The sequence below is a fragment of the Acrocarpospora corrugata genome (assembly GCF_009687845.1).
GTDB classification, from domain to species: Bacteria; Actinomycetota; Actinomycetes; order Streptosporangiales; family Streptosporangiaceae; genus Acrocarpospora; species Acrocarpospora corrugata.
In genome coordinates, this window is record NZ_BLAD01000049.1 from 25,234 (window position 1) to 39,804 (window position 14,571).

Consider the following 14,571-nt stretch of genomic DNA (forward strand, 5'->3'; position numbering starts at 1 on the left):
GGTCGGCGCATGCTGTAGGCAGGTGAGTTCGTGGCCCCTGCGGGGGCGGTCATGCCTCATCCAGACAGCCGCGGAAGCCAGTCCCTCTCCGGTCGGAGAGGGACTTTTTGCTGGTCGGGCCGGGTCTTGCAGGGTCGCTGTAAGGAGCCTGTAAGTGGCGTGCAGGCGGGCGGATCTAGAAATAAGCCAACCCCGAAACGGGGCATCGTCCTCAAAGCACACCGCAGGAGCGTCCTCAATGCGAATCCGTAAGATTCTCGGCCTCACCGCTGTCACCGCGATCCTCACGGTCGGTGTGTCCGGCGTCGCCGCCACCACCGCCAACGCCTCCCCCGCCAAGACTCAGACCGTCGCCGACTCGCCGCACGACTGGGGCTACGAGGAGGACTGGGGCAGCTACTACTCGCATGGCGGCAAGGCCAAGGCCAAGGGCTGGATCGACGTCGACTACTCCAAGCACGAGGACAACAAGGTCCGCGTCTCCGGCTCCCTCTACGACCTCGACCACCGCGGCAGCAAGTGCGCGTTCGTGAAGTTCCGTACCAACGACTGGGACGGCCACGAGTTCGACTGGGACAACTTCTGGAGCTACAAGGAGTGTGGCTGGAAGAAGTCCTTCAAGTTCACCAAGTACGACGTCTCCCAGATCCAGGTCCAGGTCTGCCAGATCAACAAGCACGGCGGCGCGCCCTACAAGTGCAAGGGCTGGAACACCATCTACAGCGCCTGGGACGACCACTACGGCTACGACTGGGACTATGACCACGACGACGACCACGACGACCACCACAACCTCTAAGTCGTAACCGGTCACAGAAACACAGCGCGGCCCGTCCCCCGGCAGGGGGGCGGGCCGCTCCGTTCCGTGTGAAGTAGAAGGGTCAGGCGGCTTCCACGAGGCCCAGCCTCGCGAGGAGCCGTTCTCGGACCATCGGCCACTCAGAACGCAGGATCGAGTAGTACGCGGTATCTCGGACCGTATCGTCGGAGCCCCGGCTGTCCGCCCGTCGCACACCGTCCAGGTGTGCGCCGAGGGCCTCGATGGCGGCCCGAGATCGTTCGTTGCGTACGTCTGCCTTGAGGGTGATCCGGTGGACCTGCCAGGTCTCGAAGGCGAGCGAGAGCATCAACAGCTTGCTCTCCCGGTTCACACCCGTGCCCTGGGCGGAGGCGCCCAGCCAGGTGTAACCGATATCCGCCACGGACGGGACCTCGCCCACCACGCCTTTGGCGCCCGGCGGCCAGGGCATCGGGCCCTGCCAGTACTCCAGGTGCATCAGGCGGGTGGCACCGACCACACGGTCGGTGAGTAGCCACCGGATGGCGAAGGGCATCGACCGGCCCTCCGCCTGCTCAGCCATGGCGGCCTCCACGTAGGAGACCATGTCGTCCCGACCCGTGGGGACGCGAGTGAAGGCGTAAGTGGAACGGTCTTCACTCGCCGCGATTACGAGGTCGTCGACCACCGCGAGGCTAAGCGGTTCCAGGCGCACGGAGCGCCCAGACAGGGTGACAAAAGCGGGCATGAGCACATGATGGGGGCTCAGTGGCATGTGTGGTAGCAAATGACACACGACATCTTGTGGAGCCTCTGGTTAAGCGCCGCACCGAACCTTAAAACCGCAGGTCAGACGGTACGTAGCGTACCTTGATCACCTTGTTCCCGGGGTAAAGATTCGAGAAAGATCACGGCGTCGCATGGGCCGGAGTGAGGGCCCCCATCCGGAGCCGGTTCGGAGCCCTTCCGGAGGCCAGTCCGGTTAGCGCGGATTCGAGATGGATCAGGGATTCGTTGATCCACGGAAGGGCCAGTGGATCTTCCGCGTGCAGGGCGGCGAGGCGCTGCTCCTGGCCCTCGCCGTAGAGCAGGCTGGTGGCCACCCGGATCCGCGGCGCGCGCGGATTGTCGCCGAAGGCGGACCCCGGGAGCACGGCGACGCCGTGCTGTTCGATCAGGGTGTGCGCCAGCTCGGCCGCACTCTCAAACCCCGAAATTTCGGGGTAAAGGTAGAAACCGCCTTGGGGGGCGTGCACGGACGCGCCCGCCTTGGTGAAGCGGTCGGCCACCGCGCGGGCGACGATGCCGTGCAGCCGCCGGGACCGGCGCACCCGCTCGGCCAGTTCGGCCGGCTCGGCCAGCGCGTACGCGGCGGCGTGCTGCACCGGCGCGGCCGGGCTGGACCAGATCTCGCTGGACACCGCCAGCAGCCGGTCCCGCAGCGCCCACCCGGCCGGGGCGTGGTTCAGCCGGGTCACCCCGATCCGCCAGCCGCCCACCGCCAGGCTCTTGCTCAGCCCGCTGGTGATGATCGTCCGCTCCGGCGCCACGTCGGCCGGGCTGAGGAACTCGGCCACCGGATCGTGCACCAGGTCACGGTAGATCTCGTCGGAGATGATGACCAGATCCAGCTCCCTGGCCAGCTCGGCCAGCCGCCGGATCGTGCCCGGCCGCGCCAGCCGCCCGGTCGGATTGTCGGGCAGCGTCACCAGCATCGACCGCACGGTACGGCCCTGCGCCCGCGCGTGCAGCACCGCGGACGCGACCAGATCAGGATCCGGCGCCCCACCCTCGCCGGGAGGCGCCGCCACCATGATCGGCCGTACTCCGATGATCTCCGCCTGGGCGGCGTAGCTGACCCAGCTGGGCCGGGGCAGCACGATGTCGCCGGGGCGGTCCGCGCCGATGGCCAGCAGCAGCCCGAACAGCAGCGCCTTACTGCCGGGCCCGGCCACCACCAGGTCGGGTTCGGTCGGCAGTCCGCGCCTGCTCCAGTAGCCGGCCGCCGCCTCGCGCAGCGCGGGCGAGCCCGCGACCTGGCCGTAGCGGTTGTCGCCGCTCGCCTCCGCCAGCCGGGCCCGCAACGCCGGGTGCACGGGCAGGCCGGCCTCGCCGAACCCGAGGGGTAAGACCCGCTGCCCGGCGCGGCGTCTTCGGTCCAGGTCTTCGTTGGCGGCCAGGGTGGCCGAAAGGGTAACGTGCATCTCTTTCCTTCCAATCGCTAAGGAACGTTCCCAGCCTGAGGCGGGAGTGGCATCGGTACAAGCGAGGCTTTTCGGTGCCTGGCATAAGGAGATCCGATGCTCGATCTGCGGCGGCTGACGCTGATTTGTGAGTTCGCCCGGCGGGGGAGCATCGCGGCGACGGCGACCTCGCTCGGCTACAGCGCGTCGGCGGTCTCGCAGCAGCTGGCCGCGCTGGAGCGGGAGGCCGGGGTGGCGCTGATCGACCGCACGTCCCGCAGCGCCGAGCTGACCGACGCCGGGCGGCGGCTGGTCGAGCACGCCGAGCACATCCTGAGCCTGGTGGAGAGCGCGGAATCCGACCTGTCCAGCCACGCGGCGACGCCGTCGGGGCGGGTGGTGGTGACCGCGTTCCCCACCGCGGCCGTCGCGTTCGCGCCCGCGCTGGCCCGGTCGCTGCGGCGGCACCGGGAGCTGTCGCTGCGGCTGATGCAGAGCAGGTCCGGCCGGGGGATCCGGGAGGTCGAGTCGGGCGAGGTGGACATCGCGCTGGTGGACGACTGGTGGGGGCGGGTCAGGCGGCACTCCACGCTGACGGTGTTTCCGCTGCTCAACGATCCGCTGGTGCTGGCCGTACCGCGCCGGCACCGGCTGGCTGATCCGGCTGAGGAGGTCGATCCCGCCCAGCTCAGGGATGAGGCGTGGATGGCGACCCCGGAGGGCGAACCGTCCCGTACGGCGGTGGACCGGCTGCTCGCCGACGTCGGCGGGGCGCCCCCGGTGGCCTGGGAGTTCGAGGGGCTGGGGGCGATCCTGAGCCTGGTCGCCAAGGGGATCGGGATCGCGGCGGTGCCGGCGCTGTCGCTGGCGGCCGGGGTGCGCGGGGTGGTGGTCCGGGAGTTCCCCGGGGAGCAGATCGAGCGCCGGATCTACGCGGTGGCGCGCAGTTCCAGCGTGCAGCGGGCCTCGGTGGCCGCCGTGCTGCGCGCGCTGCACGTGGCCGCGCGGTATCTGGCGGCCGATCTGCCGCACCTGACCATGGCCGACGAGCCGGACGAGTAGGTTGTCCGGCGTGACCGATGCCCCGACCTATGACCTGGAACGCCTGCTCACCACCGCCGGTGGCGCGAAGCTGGTCGCCGGAGTGGACGAAGTGGGCCGAGGCGCCTGGGCGGGTCCCGTCGCGGTGTGCGCGGTGGTGACCGATCTGTCCGAGCCGCCGGCCGGCCTCACCGACTCCAAGATGCTCACCGTCAAACGCCGGACCGATATGGTCGCCCAGATCGAGTCCTGGGCGCTGGGCATCGGCCACGGCGAGGCCAGCGTCGAGGAGATCGACACTCTCGGCATGACCGAGGCGCTGCGCCGGGCCGCCCGCCGGGCGCTGGAGTCCTTACCCGTCAGGCCCGACGCAGTGATCCTGGACGGCAAACATGACTACCTCGGGCCGCCCTGGCCGGTCCGCTGCGAGATCAAGGGCGACCTCACCTGCGTCTCGGTGGCCGCGGCCTCGGTGCTCGCGAAGGTCAGGCGCGACACCCACATGGCCACCCTCGGCTTCGAGGAGTACGGCTTCGCCGACAACGCGGGCTACCCGTCCCCCGTACACCAGCAGGCCCTGGCCGAGTTCGGACCGACGCCGCACCATCGCCTGTCCTGGTCCTACCTGGACGATCTCCCCCAGTGGCGGCACCTCAAGCGGCACCGGAACGCGCTGGCCGGGGAGGGGCAGATGTCGCTGTTCGGATGACCCCGCCGGGCGACGGCGGGGCCATCCTGGTGGATCAGCAGTCGACCAGTTCGGGCTTCTGGTTCAGGATCTGGGCCCGGGGACTGGTGAACTCGGCGAGCGCCTCCGTGGCGGCCGGGTGAAAGACGGCCACCCGGTGACAGTTCTGGAAGGCCAGGCGAACGCCGAAGTGGCGCTCCAGAGCGCCGCGCATCGAGTCGCTGGCCAGGCAGCGCAGCAGCTGGCCGCGCGCTGGTTCGTCCGGCGGCGGGACCAGGTTGTCGGCGAACTCCGACCCGCTGGCGGCCCGCTGCTCGGCCAGCCCGCTGATCACCGACCAGGCGTACGGGAGCGAGTCGCGAACGCAGGCGACGAAAGCCGCGTCGTCTACCTCACCCTCCCGTGCCCGGTCGAGCAGGTCGTTGGAAACGGTCAGCGACATGTGCTTTCTCCTCTCATTGAGATCAATCCGACGCTATGTCGGCGGGCCAGAACCTCCACCTGTCGGGGAGGCGACACTCATATGCGCTATGCGTGGGCGTGTTCGTGGTCGATCTGCGTGGTGAGGTCGAGACCGGTGGCCCGGTTGGCCCAGGAGCGGGCGTTCTTGACGTGGAATTCGGCCGTCTGGCGGGCGAACCTGGCCCAGTCCTTCTCCTGGGCGTCCACGGCGGCGAGCATCGCGCCCAGCGCGGCCAGGTTGGCGGGCTCCAGGTCCCCGAGGGTGAACGGCCGGCCCTGCTCCATGGCGCGGACGGCCGGAGAGTGGGCCATCGTGGTCAGCAGCGCGTCGCCCACGTGGTCGCGGAGGAAGGCGACGTCGTCCGCCGACTGCACCTTGTTGCCGATCACGGCGAGCGGGACGTCGAACCCGGCGGCGTACTCGCGGTACTGCCGGTAGACGCCGATCCCCTGCCGGGTGGGCTCGGCCACCAGGAAGGTCAGGTCGAACCGGGTGAACAGCCCGGAGGCGAAGGAGTCGGCGCCGGCCGTCATGTCCACCACGACGTATTCGCCGGGCCCGTCCACCAGGTGGTTGAGGTAGAGCTCGACCGCGCCGAGTTTGGAGTGGTAGCAGGCGACGCCCAGGTCGTCCTCGCTGAACGGCCCGGTCGCCATCAGCCGCAGGTCGCCGTCGCGGACGGCGAAGGTGTCCAGGAAGAACGGGTCGTGCAGGTCCGGCCGCCGGGAGCCGCGGCCGGGCGGGGTGGTCTTGACCATGGCGGCCGCGGACGGGATCAGCGGGTTGTCGCCGCGCAGGTAGTCCTTGATCTCGGTGAGCCGGCCGCCCAGGGGGGTGGGCGTGGTCTCGATGCCGAGGGCGAGGCCGAGGTGCTGGTTGATGTCCGCGTCGATGGCGACCACCGGGCCGGCCGTCGTCGCATACCTCGCGAACAGCGACGACATCGTGGTCTTGCCACTGCCGCCCTTGCCGACGAACGCCACACGCATGGGGCACGCTCCAGAGTGAATGTGAAAACCGTTTCCACTGCCATCCGGCATCATGCCACACCTGGCGCGGCCGTGGGGGCCGATGATTCGAACCTGATATCCCGGTAATTGCCGTCGCAGTCGGAAATCAGCGAAAACGCTGGGGCGGAGGCCATTCAAAGGCTTCATTGCGGATAGAAGTGGACGTTTATTCTTCGAGGTTTTGAGCTTGAAGTGCAGGGTAGGTCTGGCGCTGTCGCAATGAGTCAGCCAATTGAGGTCGCAGACCTTTCACCCCCGAATTGGCAACAGGCGGTGAACGTCGTTAAGGGGGAAGTGTGTACCGATTCTGGGATGTTCAGGCGGGTTGGGGGGTTAAGCGCCTCCTCGTTCTGCTGAACAGCTTCGTGCTCACGCTGGTCGAACTCGCGCGCAAGGTTTTCCCGAAGCGCGCGGAATCCATCGAAGATGTAGCTGGTCAGGCTATGTCCGTTTCCACGATTTCGACCCAGGGACCGGTCCTTCTTCCGAATTCACCGCAACCGGCACCGGCCGAGCGAGCGGCGCAGGAAATCCTGGTTCCAGCGAGACCGTCGCTGATGTCCGGAAATCCAGTAAGCGCGGTTTCGTCCTTCCGGGTGGTCATGCGGCTTTTTGAGGGTTTCACTTTCGGGCGCCTAGTCCCATTTAGGTGCCGTGCACCGCCTGTAATCGCGTTCTTTACTTGAGTAACACCAGTCACGTGTTTAACAGCAATAACGCAGGGCATCAAAGCCCTTGAGAGCTTCAATCCCCCCGTAAGTGAATGCGTGTTTGTTGATAGGGGATTGTCTATGTCGGTTGTGGCATTCGCTGAACGGTGTCGGCGCACCGTTTCGGCGGTCGGACGGACCACGGTGGCAGCCGTGGTCATGACCCTGACTTTCTGCGCGGCTTTCGTGCTGCCCTACGCGGCGGCCTCGGAGGCACACGCGCAGCAGCGGCCGGCCCACGCCATGGACTTCTCCAGTGGAGCCAGTAGAGCCAGCGGAGCCAGTAGAGCCAGTAGAGCCACTGGTGTCCTGGTCATGACACCGCACCGCCCGAACCGGGTGGTGGTGCGATCATCGGTGTGGACCGACCTCACGGTCGGCCGGGCGCCTGATCGCAGTAGCCCAGATCCAGCCTTCATGGGCGTCGAACTGACCGACCTCAGCAAGATCCAGAATTGGTACGCACACGTCCGCGGTCCCGGCCAGGTCAACGCCGTCACCACTGCCGGCGTCTCGGCCCCGGCCGGCCGGGCGGACGTGGTCCGGCTCGGACACCGGACCGTCGCCACCCACGCCGACGGCCTCGGGGTGGCCTTCACGGCCCCTGGAGCCCGCGGCCCGCCCACGAGAGAACAGACCCCATAGCTCCAAACACCAACTTTTCAGCCGAGACCTCCGCTCAGATCAAGCGGGGTCCTTCGGCGGTTCGTACAGACGGAAGACCCGGATCAGCGTCGGGCGCAGGCGCTCCCAATCGTCGGCCATCGTGGTCCAGGTGAGCACGCTCGTGGTGGTACCAGTGGAGATGACCCGCCGGTACTGGTGGTAGTCGACGCCCTTCACCAGATGGGTTTCGGTCGAGGTCTTGCCCTGCTGCCAGGTGAACTCCCAGTCGGCTGCGGTGCCGTGTTTCGAGGTCACCGAGCGCAGCCGTACCTTGGCGTAGTTCTTCACGTTCGGGTAGAGGAACGCCTCGGCCTCGTGCAAGGCGGCCAGCGGATCGGTGCCGCTCTGGTTGGTGACCTCCACGTTCAGCTGGGCTCGGCCGTCGGGGTCGAGCCACCACAACGAGTATTCGGTCTCCTCCAGCCGCCATTTGCGCGGCACGGCGGCCCGCCAGCCGGTGGGCGCCTCGTACCAGGCCAGTTTCAGCCGGGGCGCGGCCACGGCGGTGGGTGACGGCGACGGTGCCGCGGAGGCCGGCGCGCTCGGCGTGGGCGTGGACGAGTATGCGCTGAGCGTCTCGGTTACGGCGGGTTCAGGGCGCATCAGCGCCCAGCCGCCGATCGCGCCCGCGAGCAGCACCGACGCGGCCCCGGCCGCGATCAGCCGGGATCGGCTCCGGCGCGGTTTGAGCACGGGCAGCGGCGCGGGAGGTTCGAACTCGGCCAGCATGCGGTCGGCCACGTCCGGCGCGAGCCGGCGTTTCGGGTCGCGCGCGAGCAGGCCGGTGAGCAGTGGCTTCAACGCGGCGGGCACGGCGGACAGATCGGGGCCGCCCATCGCCTGGCCGGGCTTGGCGCTCGGCCACACGGCCGCGGGCGGACGCCCGGTGACGGCCAGATACAGGCTCGCGCCCAGCGACCACAGGTCGGAGGCGTCCCGCGCGCCCTCCCCGCTGGTCCGCTCCGGCGCCAGGAAGGCGCTCACGCCCCGGGTCGCGCTCGGCGCCTCGCCGTGCGCGGGGGAACGTTCCGCGGTCCGGCCGGTGAAGGCCGCGTCGTGGGCGAGCACGCTCACCCCGAAGTCGGCCAGCAGCACCCGCCCGTCGTGGCCGACCAGGATGTTGGCCGGGCGCACGTCACCGTGCCTGACTCCGGCGGCGTGGGCGGCGACCAGCGCGGTCAGGATCTGCCGGGTGATGGCGGCGGCGCGTTCCGGGCTCAGTGGGCCGTCGCTGGCCACGATCCCGTCCAGCGACCGGGACCGTACCAATTCCATGATGATCCACGGCGTGCCCTCGTCCTCGGCGACGTCGTAGACGGCGGCCACGTTCGGGTGCCGCAGGCGTTCCGCGTGCCGGGCCTCGCGGGTGACGCGCTGGGTGAGGGCTAATCGGCGACTCTCCCGCAGGCCCGCGGGGAGGAGCACTTCGCGGATCGCGATGGGGCGGTCGAGGAGGGTGTCGTGGCCTTCCCAGACGATGCCGGTGCTGCCCTGGCCGAGTGCCCGTACCAGCCGATATCGCTTGACGATCAGCTGACCCGGAGTTCCCATCACGCCTGCCTCTGCACACGGCAAATACCACTGGATGGGGAGTCTTCCATAACTAGAGGGGCGTACGGGACCTAGCGCGCAGTCCGACACATCAGCGTGACAGGTCGGGCAGCGAGCCGCCCGCCACGTGGGCGAGCGTGATCTCCGCCAGCAGGTTGTCCTGGTGCTCCCGCAGCGCCCCCAGGACCTTCTCCAGCGGCTCGGAGACCCCCGGGAAACGCTCGTGCTCCTGGGCGACTCCCTCGATCACCAGGATGATGTCGGCCAGGCTGATCTCGGCCGCCGGGCGGGCCAGCCAGTAGCCGCCGTCGGGGCCGCGCTGGCTGTTGATCAGCCCGGCCCGGCGCAGCTGCAGCAGGATGTTGTCCAGGAACCGGCGCGGGATGCGCTGGGCGATGGAGATCCGGTCCGCGGGGACGGGACCGCTGGGCGCGGCCGCCAGTTCGACCGCCGCGCGCAGCGCGTATTGGGTGCGTGCCGACAGGCGCACCTGGGATCATCCGATCCGCTGGTCCAGGCCCCACCGCTGACGCAGGGCGCTGTCCGCCACCCCGAACAGCACGTCCACCAGCACCCCGATGACCAGAATCACGATCATCGTGGCCAGCAGCCGGGCCGAATCGGCCAGTTCACGCGCGTAGTGCAGCTGCTCGCCCAGCGACGGCTGGTTGGCGATGATCACCAGGATCTCGCCGGCCATCAGGGAACGCCAGGCGAACGCCCAGCCCTGCTTCAGCCCCGCCAGGAACGAAGGCAGCGAGGCCGGCAGGATCAGGTGCCGGTAGAGGGCGACCCGGCGCAGGCCGAGCACGTGCCCGGCGCGCAGCAGGATCGGCGGGGTGTAGTCGACGCCGGTGATCAGGCCGTTCGCGATGGACGGCGCGGCGCCCAGCACGACCACGAAGGTGATCGCGCTCTCGTTCAGGCCGAACAGCAGGATGGCCAGCGGGAACCAGGCGATCGACGGCATCGTCTGGAGGCCGGTGATCAGCGAGCCGAACGCGGCCCGGAGCAGCCGGACCCGGGACACCGCGGCCCCGACCACCACGCCGGCCAGGATGGCCAGCGCGAATCCGGTGATGCCCCGGCGCATCGTGGTCGCGATGGCGTGCCAGAACTCGGCCGTGCCGAGCCGGTCGGCCAGCTCGCCGAGTGCGGTGAACGGGCCGGCGAAGACGTACTCCGGCCAGAAGCCCGCGATCACCACGCCTTCCCAGATGGCCAGCACGATGCCGACCGCGATCAGCATCGGCCAGATCCGGCCCCACAGCAGGGCCGGCACGCCGCGCTTGCGCTTGACCTGGATCTCCAGCGCGTCGAGACCGGCGATCTGCTCGTTCAGCCGGTTGGGCGCGTCAACGGCCATGGCGGCGCACCTCCTCCTTGAGCCGCTCGGTGATGACGCCCGCGAGCTCGGCCACGTCCGCCGATTCGGTACGGCGCGGGCGCGGCAGCCGCACCGGATAGTCCTCGATGACCTGGCCGGGGCGGCTGGACAGCAGCACCACCCGATCCCCGAGCCGGACGGCCTCGCGGACGTTGTGGGTGACGAACAGGACGGCCAGGTTGCGCTCCCGCCAGATCCGCTCCAGCTCGTCGTGGAGCAGGTCGCGGGTCATCGCGTCGAGCGCGCCGAACGGCTCGTCCATCAGCAGCAGGTCGGCCTCCTGGGCGAGGGCGCGGGCCAGTGAGACGCGCTGGCGCATGCCGCCGGAGAGTTCGTGCGGGCGCTTCTTGGCGAAGCCGCCCAGGTGGACCACGTCCAGGAGTTCGGCGGCCCTGGCGCGCCTGGCCGTACGGTCCAGGCCCTGGACCCGCAGCGCGAGTTCGACGTTGCCCGCGACGGTCAGCCACGGGAATAACGCGGGCTCCTGGAACATCATCGCGATCTTGCGGTCGCCGGTGTCGATCGAGCCCGTGGTCGGGCGGTCCAGGCCGGCGACGAGGTTGAGCAGGGTGCTCTTGCCGCAGCCGGACGCGCCCAGCAGACAGACGAACTCGCCCTGCGCCGCGTCGAGGGAGACCTTGTCGAGGGCGAGCAGGCTGCTGGCGCCCCGGCCGTACACCTTGGAGACGGCGTCCAGCCGGACGGCGGGCCGCTGGCCCTCCGTCCGGCCGGAACCGAGCTCCTGAGTAGGAGCGGTCACTTGTCGGTCACCGCCGTCTCTCCCTTCGCCGCCAGAATCTGGTTGAGCACGGTGAGGTCGTAGATCCCGTTCAGGTCGACCGGCTGGAGCAGGCCCACCTTGATGGCGTGGTCGGCGCTGCCGATCAGGGAGGAGGCGACCGGGTCGTTGGTGAACTCGATGTTCTTGAACGCGGCGTCCAGCACCTCGGGCTTGAGCGGCTTGCCGGTGAGGGACTCCAGCTGCTTGTTCACCGCGGCCGCGGCGCCCGCCGGGTCGGACTTGATGAACGCGGTCGACTCGACGTGGCCTTCGATCAGCTTCTGCACCAGGTCAGGGTGCTCCTTCGCCCATTCCTGGCGGACGATCAAGTGTGTGATCACGAACTGCTTGTTCGGCCACAGGTCCCGCTCGTCGATGAGGATCTTGCCGCCGCTCTCCTGGATCAGCCGGCTGGCGAACGGCTCGGGCACCCAGGCGCCGTCGATGTCGCCGGTGGCGAAGGTCTGCAGGGTCAGCGAGTTCTCCTGCGGCACGATCGACACCTCACCGCCGCCCTTGGTGTCGGTCTTGATGCCCTTCTCGTCGAGGTAGTAGCGGAGCGCGACGTCCTGGGTGTTGCCCAGCTGCGGCGTCGCGACCTTCTTGCCCTTGAGGTCCTCGATCGAGTTGATCTCCGGCTTCACCACCAGGTAGACCCCGCCGGACGCGGCGCCCGCCACGATCTTGATGGCCTGGCCCTTGGACTTCTCCCAGGCGTTGATCGCCGGGTTGGGCCCGATGTAGGTCGCGTCGATCGCGCCGGAGAAGACCGCCTCGATCGCCGCGGGACCCGCGTTGAAGGTGCTGGTCTTCAGCGTGACGCCGCTGCCCAGCGCCTCGGTGAAGAGCCCCTTCTCGACCCCCACCAGCGCGGTCGAGTGCGTGATGTTCGGAAAGAATCCGAGCCGCACCTCCCCTGTCGCCGCGGCCGGAGCGGCACTCCCGCCGGCCGACGTATCAGCGGAGCCCCCGCCCCCGCCGCAGGCAGCCGCGAGCGCGGTAACCGCCACCGCGACCAACGCGGCCGCTACTCCGCGAACCCTGCGAGCATCCATGTGCTTCTCCCTGATTCCTACTAAATAAGTCGGGTTATCAGTATTTAAGGCGATGGCCTGATTTCCGTCAAGTCCGGTAGGGATTCCTGGCTTTCTGGTGATACCGCGATCGGTCGACTACCTTGCGTAGCGTTGCAGGGTGAGTGTTCTCGAAAGGTTGCCTCTTTAGGCTGGCGGTATGTCGGGTGAGCAGGAGGTGAGGGCACATGAGCGTCGTGTACGACGATCGGGATCACTCCTACAACCACGGGCCTTACACGATCGCCGACCTTGATCAGATGCCGCGGGTCGCGCGATACGAACTCGTCGGCGGATGGATCCTGGCGTCCCCCTGGCCCAGCATCCGCCATGACCACGTGGTCCGCGCCCTCCGTTCGCTGCTGGAACGGGCGATCGCCGTCACCGGCGCCGACCTCTACGTCAACGGGCCGCTCGACGTGTTCACCTTCGCGGGAATCCGGGTCCCCGACATCGGCGTCGTCGACGGCGCCGCCGCCCGGCTCTCCCTCCAGCGGGACGAGCGCGCGCACCAGGGCCTGGACGTCCGGCTGGTGGTGGAGGTCATCTCCCGCGACAGCGGGAGCGAGCGCACCGACCGGTACGAGAAGCCCAACGAGTACGCCGCCACCGGCATCGCGCACTACTGGATCGTGGACCTGGAGCCCAAGGTCAACATCACGCTCTACAGCCTCGCCCCCGGTTACGGCGTCTACCGCCGGGTGGATCGGGTGTTCGCCGGGACCGTGCTGACGGTCGACGACCCCCTGCCGATCGAGTTCGACCCGGCGATCCTGCTCGACCTGGGCTGACTCACCCGCAGGCGGCGTCGAGGGAGACGGCGTCTGGGGGCTGGGTGAGGAGGGCTTCGCGGCGGGAGGGCATTTCGGGGTGGACGGGGGTGGTGATGGCCTCTTTGACCTTGGTGTGGATGAAGGTCCAGTCGGGGTTGGCGGTGCTGATCAGTGGGGGGACGAACTGGAGGCTTTGGATTTGGGCGAGTTTGACTTTGGTGGAGAGGTCGAGGAGGGCGGGGAGGAGGGTTTGCGGGATGTCGGTGGAGACGTAGCGTTTGGCTACGGTGGCGATCTGTTCGAAGCCGCGCAGGACGGTCATCGCGTCGGCCTGTTTGGCGACGGCGTTGAGCAGGCACTTCTGGCGGCCCATCCGGACGTAGTCGTCGCTGTCGGTGCGGGAGCGGCCGAACCAGAGGGCCTCCTCGCCGGTGAGGCGGCGGGTGCCGGCCTTGACCAGGCCCTCACGGTAGGTGCCGTAGACGATGTCCTCTTTCACGGTGACGGTGACGCCGCCGATGGCGTCGATCATCTGGGCGAAGCCCTTCATGTCGACCATCGCGTAGTAGTCGATGTCGAGACCGAGTATGTCGCCGACGGTGGCCTTCAGCAGGGTCTTGCCGCGCTGGCCGTCAGGGACGCCGGGGACCAGGGCGGGGTTGTCCTCGCCCCACTGGTAGACCTCGTTGAGCAGGCCGGGTGAGTCTCCGCCGCCGGTGAAACCGTCGGGAAAGGCGTCCCTGGCGGGGCCCTCGGGCATCGGCACGTGTTCCAGGTTGCGCGGCAGGCTGAACAGGACGGTCTGGCCGTTCCTGGTGTCGACGCTGGCCACGGTCATGCTGTCGGTGCGCGCGCCGGGGCGGTTCTTGGCGGCGTCGGCGCCGGCCAGCAGGATGTTGACCCGGGGCTTGGTGGCCAGGTACTCCACGTGCTCCCGGTCGCCGCCGGACGGGAAGACCGAGCTGCGGGGCGCGGCGAAGACGGTGGTCATCAGGTCGTGCGAGACGTAGGCGACCCGGCTGGCGTACGCCAGAGGGGCCATCACCACCAGGCACAGCGCGCCCACCAGCGCGCCACCGAACAGGCGGGGCCCGCCGGTCAGCGGCTGCGGCCGGACCAGCCGGTAGGACGCCATGATGACGAGCGCCCAGAACACGGCGACCACCAGGGTGATCACGACGACGGCGCTGAGCCAGCCGGGCCGGACCAGCAGGGCGAGCGCGGTGGTGCGGAACGTGGTCGCCACGGCGATGCCGGACGCGAGCAGGGCCGTGTAGATCAGGGCGAGCGCCAGCCCGATCCTGGACCGGCCCACCCACAGATGCGCGAACCCCCAGAGCAGAGCGGAACTCAAGGTCAGCCCCAACGCCCGACCCAGGCTCCTGTTCTCGCGCATGAACGCTCCCAGTCCGTTATGCCCCTCTATGCCCATCTAGCAGGGCTAGTAACAGGCTAGTTGGCTGGTCA

General features: G+C 68.9%; 15 protein-coding genes. 5 read left to right on the top strand and 10 right to left on the bottom strand.

Annotated features, from left to right (window positions below; translation table 11 throughout):
- The first annotated feature begins 238 nt into the window (after nucleotides 1–238).
- A complete protein-coding gene (locus Acor_RS16140; protein WP_155337475.1) occupies nucleotides 239–799 on the top strand; it encodes a hypothetical protein in 561 nt (186 codons plus the stop codon).
- 82 nt (nucleotides 800–881) lie between these two features.
- Here the strand turns inward: Acor_RS16140 and Acor_RS16145 are convergent, their stop codons facing one another.
- Both Acor_RS16145 and Acor_RS16150 read right to left on the bottom strand, forming a co-directional pair.
- The gene (locus Acor_RS16145) at nucleotides 882–1,553 is read right to left on the bottom strand and encodes a GNAT family N-acetyltransferase (protein ID WP_308805657.1); all 672 of its coding nucleotides are present in this window, start codon (nucleotides 1,551–1,553) and stop codon (nucleotides 882–884) included.
- A 133-nt stretch (nucleotides 1,554–1,686) separates the two neighbouring features.
- Nucleotides 1,687–2,982: a pyridoxal phosphate-dependent aminotransferase gene (locus Acor_RS16150; protein ID WP_155337477.1), complete on the bottom strand. Its 1,296-nt coding sequence runs from the start codon at nucleotides 2,980–2,982 to the stop codon at nucleotides 1,687–1,689.
- A gap of 96 nt (nucleotides 2,983–3,078) precedes the next feature.
- On the opposite strand from Acor_RS16150, the gene Acor_RS16155 reads away from it, so the two are divergent.
- Together Acor_RS16155 and Acor_RS16160 are read left to right on the top strand one after the other, a co-directional pair.
- Nucleotides 3,079–4,023: a LysR family transcriptional regulator gene (locus Acor_RS16155; RefSeq protein WP_155337478.1), complete on the top strand. Its 945-nt coding sequence runs from the start codon at nucleotides 3,079–3,081 to the stop codon at nucleotides 4,021–4,023.
- Between the two features lies 1 nt (nucleotide 4,024).
- Nucleotides 4,025–4,711, top strand: a complete 687-nt coding sequence (locus Acor_RS16160; protein ID WP_218034320.1) for a ribonuclease HII — start codon at nucleotides 4,025–4,027, stop codon at nucleotides 4,709–4,711.
- A 34-nt stretch (nucleotides 4,712–4,745) separates the two neighbouring features.
- Here the strand turns inward: Acor_RS16160 and Acor_RS16165 are convergent, their stop codons facing one another.
- Complete coding sequence (locus Acor_RS16165; RefSeq protein WP_155337480.1) at nucleotides 4,746–5,132, bottom strand: SCO5389 family protein; 387 nt, start codon at nucleotides 5,130–5,132, stop codon at nucleotides 4,746–4,748.
- 86 nt (nucleotides 5,133–5,218) lie between these two features.
- On the bottom strand, nucleotides 5,219–6,142 hold the full coding sequence (locus Acor_RS16170; protein ID WP_155337481.1) for an ATP-binding protein: 924 nt from the start codon (nucleotides 6,140–6,142) through the stop codon (nucleotides 5,219–5,221).
- An 890-nt stretch (nucleotides 6,143–7,032) separates the two neighbouring features.
- Between Acor_RS16170 and Acor_RS16175 the strand changes: the two genes are divergently transcribed.
- Complete coding sequence (locus tag Acor_RS16175) at nucleotides 7,033–7,518, top strand: hypothetical protein (protein ID WP_155337482.1); 486 nt, start codon at nucleotides 7,033–7,035, stop codon at nucleotides 7,516–7,518.
- A gap of 39 nt (nucleotides 7,519–7,557) precedes the next feature.
- On the opposite strand, the gene Acor_RS16180 is transcribed toward Acor_RS16175, so the two are convergent.
- The 5 genes from Acor_RS16180 to Acor_RS16200 all read right to left on the bottom strand — a co-directional run bounded on the left by Acor_RS16180 (nucleotide 7,558) and on the right by Acor_RS16200 (nucleotide 12,313).
- Nucleotides 7,558–9,090, bottom strand: a complete 1,533-nt coding sequence (locus tag Acor_RS16180; RefSeq protein WP_155337483.1) for a serine/threonine-protein kinase — start codon at nucleotides 9,088–9,090, stop codon at nucleotides 7,558–7,560.
- A gap of 91 nt (nucleotides 9,091–9,181) precedes the next feature.
- Nucleotides 9,182–9,580, bottom strand: a complete 399-nt coding sequence (locus Acor_RS16185; protein WP_155337484.1) for an RrF2 family transcriptional regulator — start codon at nucleotides 9,578–9,580, stop codon at nucleotides 9,182–9,184.
- A gap of 6 nt (nucleotides 9,581–9,586) precedes the next feature.
- Entirely contained in the window at nucleotides 9,587–10,456 is an 870-nt protein-coding gene (locus Acor_RS16190; protein WP_155337485.1) for an ABC transporter permease, read from the bottom strand.
- Nucleotides 10,446–11,237: an ABC transporter ATP-binding protein gene (locus Acor_RS16195; protein WP_155337486.1), complete on the bottom strand. Its 792-nt coding sequence runs from the start codon at nucleotides 11,235–11,237 to the stop codon at nucleotides 10,446–10,448. Before Acor_RS16195 ends, Acor_RS16190 begins: the two co-directional genes overlap by 11 nt.
- Nucleotides 11,234–12,313: an ABC transporter substrate-binding protein gene (locus Acor_RS16200; protein WP_155337487.1), complete on the bottom strand. Its 1,080-nt coding sequence runs from the start codon at nucleotides 12,311–12,313 to the stop codon at nucleotides 11,234–11,236. The genes Acor_RS16195 and Acor_RS16200 overlap by 4 nt, the downstream gene beginning before the upstream one ends.
- Nucleotides 12,314–12,519: 206 nt before the next feature.
- On the opposite strand from Acor_RS16200, the gene Acor_RS16205 reads away from it, so the two are divergent.
- Nucleotides 12,520–13,122, top strand: a complete 603-nt coding sequence (locus tag Acor_RS16205; RefSeq protein WP_155337488.1) for a Uma2 family endonuclease — start codon at nucleotides 12,520–12,522, stop codon at nucleotides 13,120–13,122.
- A 1-nt stretch (nucleotide 13,123) separates the two neighbouring features.
- On the opposite strand, the gene Acor_RS16210 is transcribed toward Acor_RS16205, so the two are convergent.
- Entirely contained in the window at nucleotides 13,124–14,500 is a 1,377-nt protein-coding gene (locus Acor_RS16210; protein WP_155337489.1) for an LCP family protein, read from the bottom strand.
- Between the last annotated feature and the right edge of the window lie 71 nt (nucleotides 14,501–14,571).

Excerpts from the sequence above, each read along its gene's own strand:
- Acor_RS16205 (WP_155337488.1), top strand. The coding sequence starts at position 12,520 with ATGAGCGTCGTGTACGACGATCGGGATCACTCCTACAACCACGGGCCT.
- Acor_RS16180 (WP_155337483.1), bottom strand. The coding sequence starts at position 9,090 with ATGGGAACTCCGGGTCAGCTGATCGTCAAGCGATATCGGCTGGTACGG.
- Acor_RS16165 (WP_155337480.1), bottom strand. The coding sequence starts at position 5,132 with ATGTCGCTGACCGTTTCCAACGACCTGCTCGACCGGGCACGGGAGGGT.
- Acor_RS16200 (WP_155337487.1), bottom strand. The coding sequence starts at position 12,313 with ATGGATGCTCGCAGGGTTCGCGGAGTAGCGGCCGCGTTGGTCGCGGTG.
- Acor_RS16155 (WP_155337478.1), top strand. The coding sequence starts at position 3,079 with ATGCTCGATCTGCGGCGGCTGACGCTGATTTGTGAGTTCGCCCGGCGG.
- Acor_RS16145 (WP_308805657.1), bottom strand. The coding sequence starts at position 1,553 with ATGCCACTGAGCCCCCATCATGTGCTCATGCCCGCTTTTGTCACCCTG.
- Acor_RS16170 (WP_155337481.1), bottom strand. The coding sequence starts at position 6,142 with ATGCGTGTGGCGTTCGTCGGCAAGGGCGGCAGTGGCAAGACCACGATG.
- Acor_RS16175 (WP_155337482.1), top strand. The coding sequence starts at position 7,033 with ATGACCCTGACTTTCTGCGCGGCTTTCGTGCTGCCCTACGCGGCGGCC.
- Acor_RS16190 (WP_155337485.1), bottom strand. The coding sequence starts at position 10,456 with ATGGCCGTTGACGCGCCCAACCGGCTGAACGAGCAGATCGCCGGTCTC.
- Acor_RS16140 (WP_155337475.1), top strand. The coding sequence starts at position 239 with ATGCGAATCCGTAAGATTCTCGGCCTCACCGCTGTCACCGCGATCCTC.
- Acor_RS16150 (WP_155337477.1), bottom strand. The coding sequence starts at position 2,982 with ATGCACGTTACCCTTTCGGCCACCCTGGCCGCCAACGAAGACCTGGAC.
- Acor_RS16210 (WP_155337489.1), bottom strand. The coding sequence starts at position 14,500 with ATGCGCGAGAACAGGAGCCTGGGTCGGGCGTTGGGGCTGACCTTGAGT.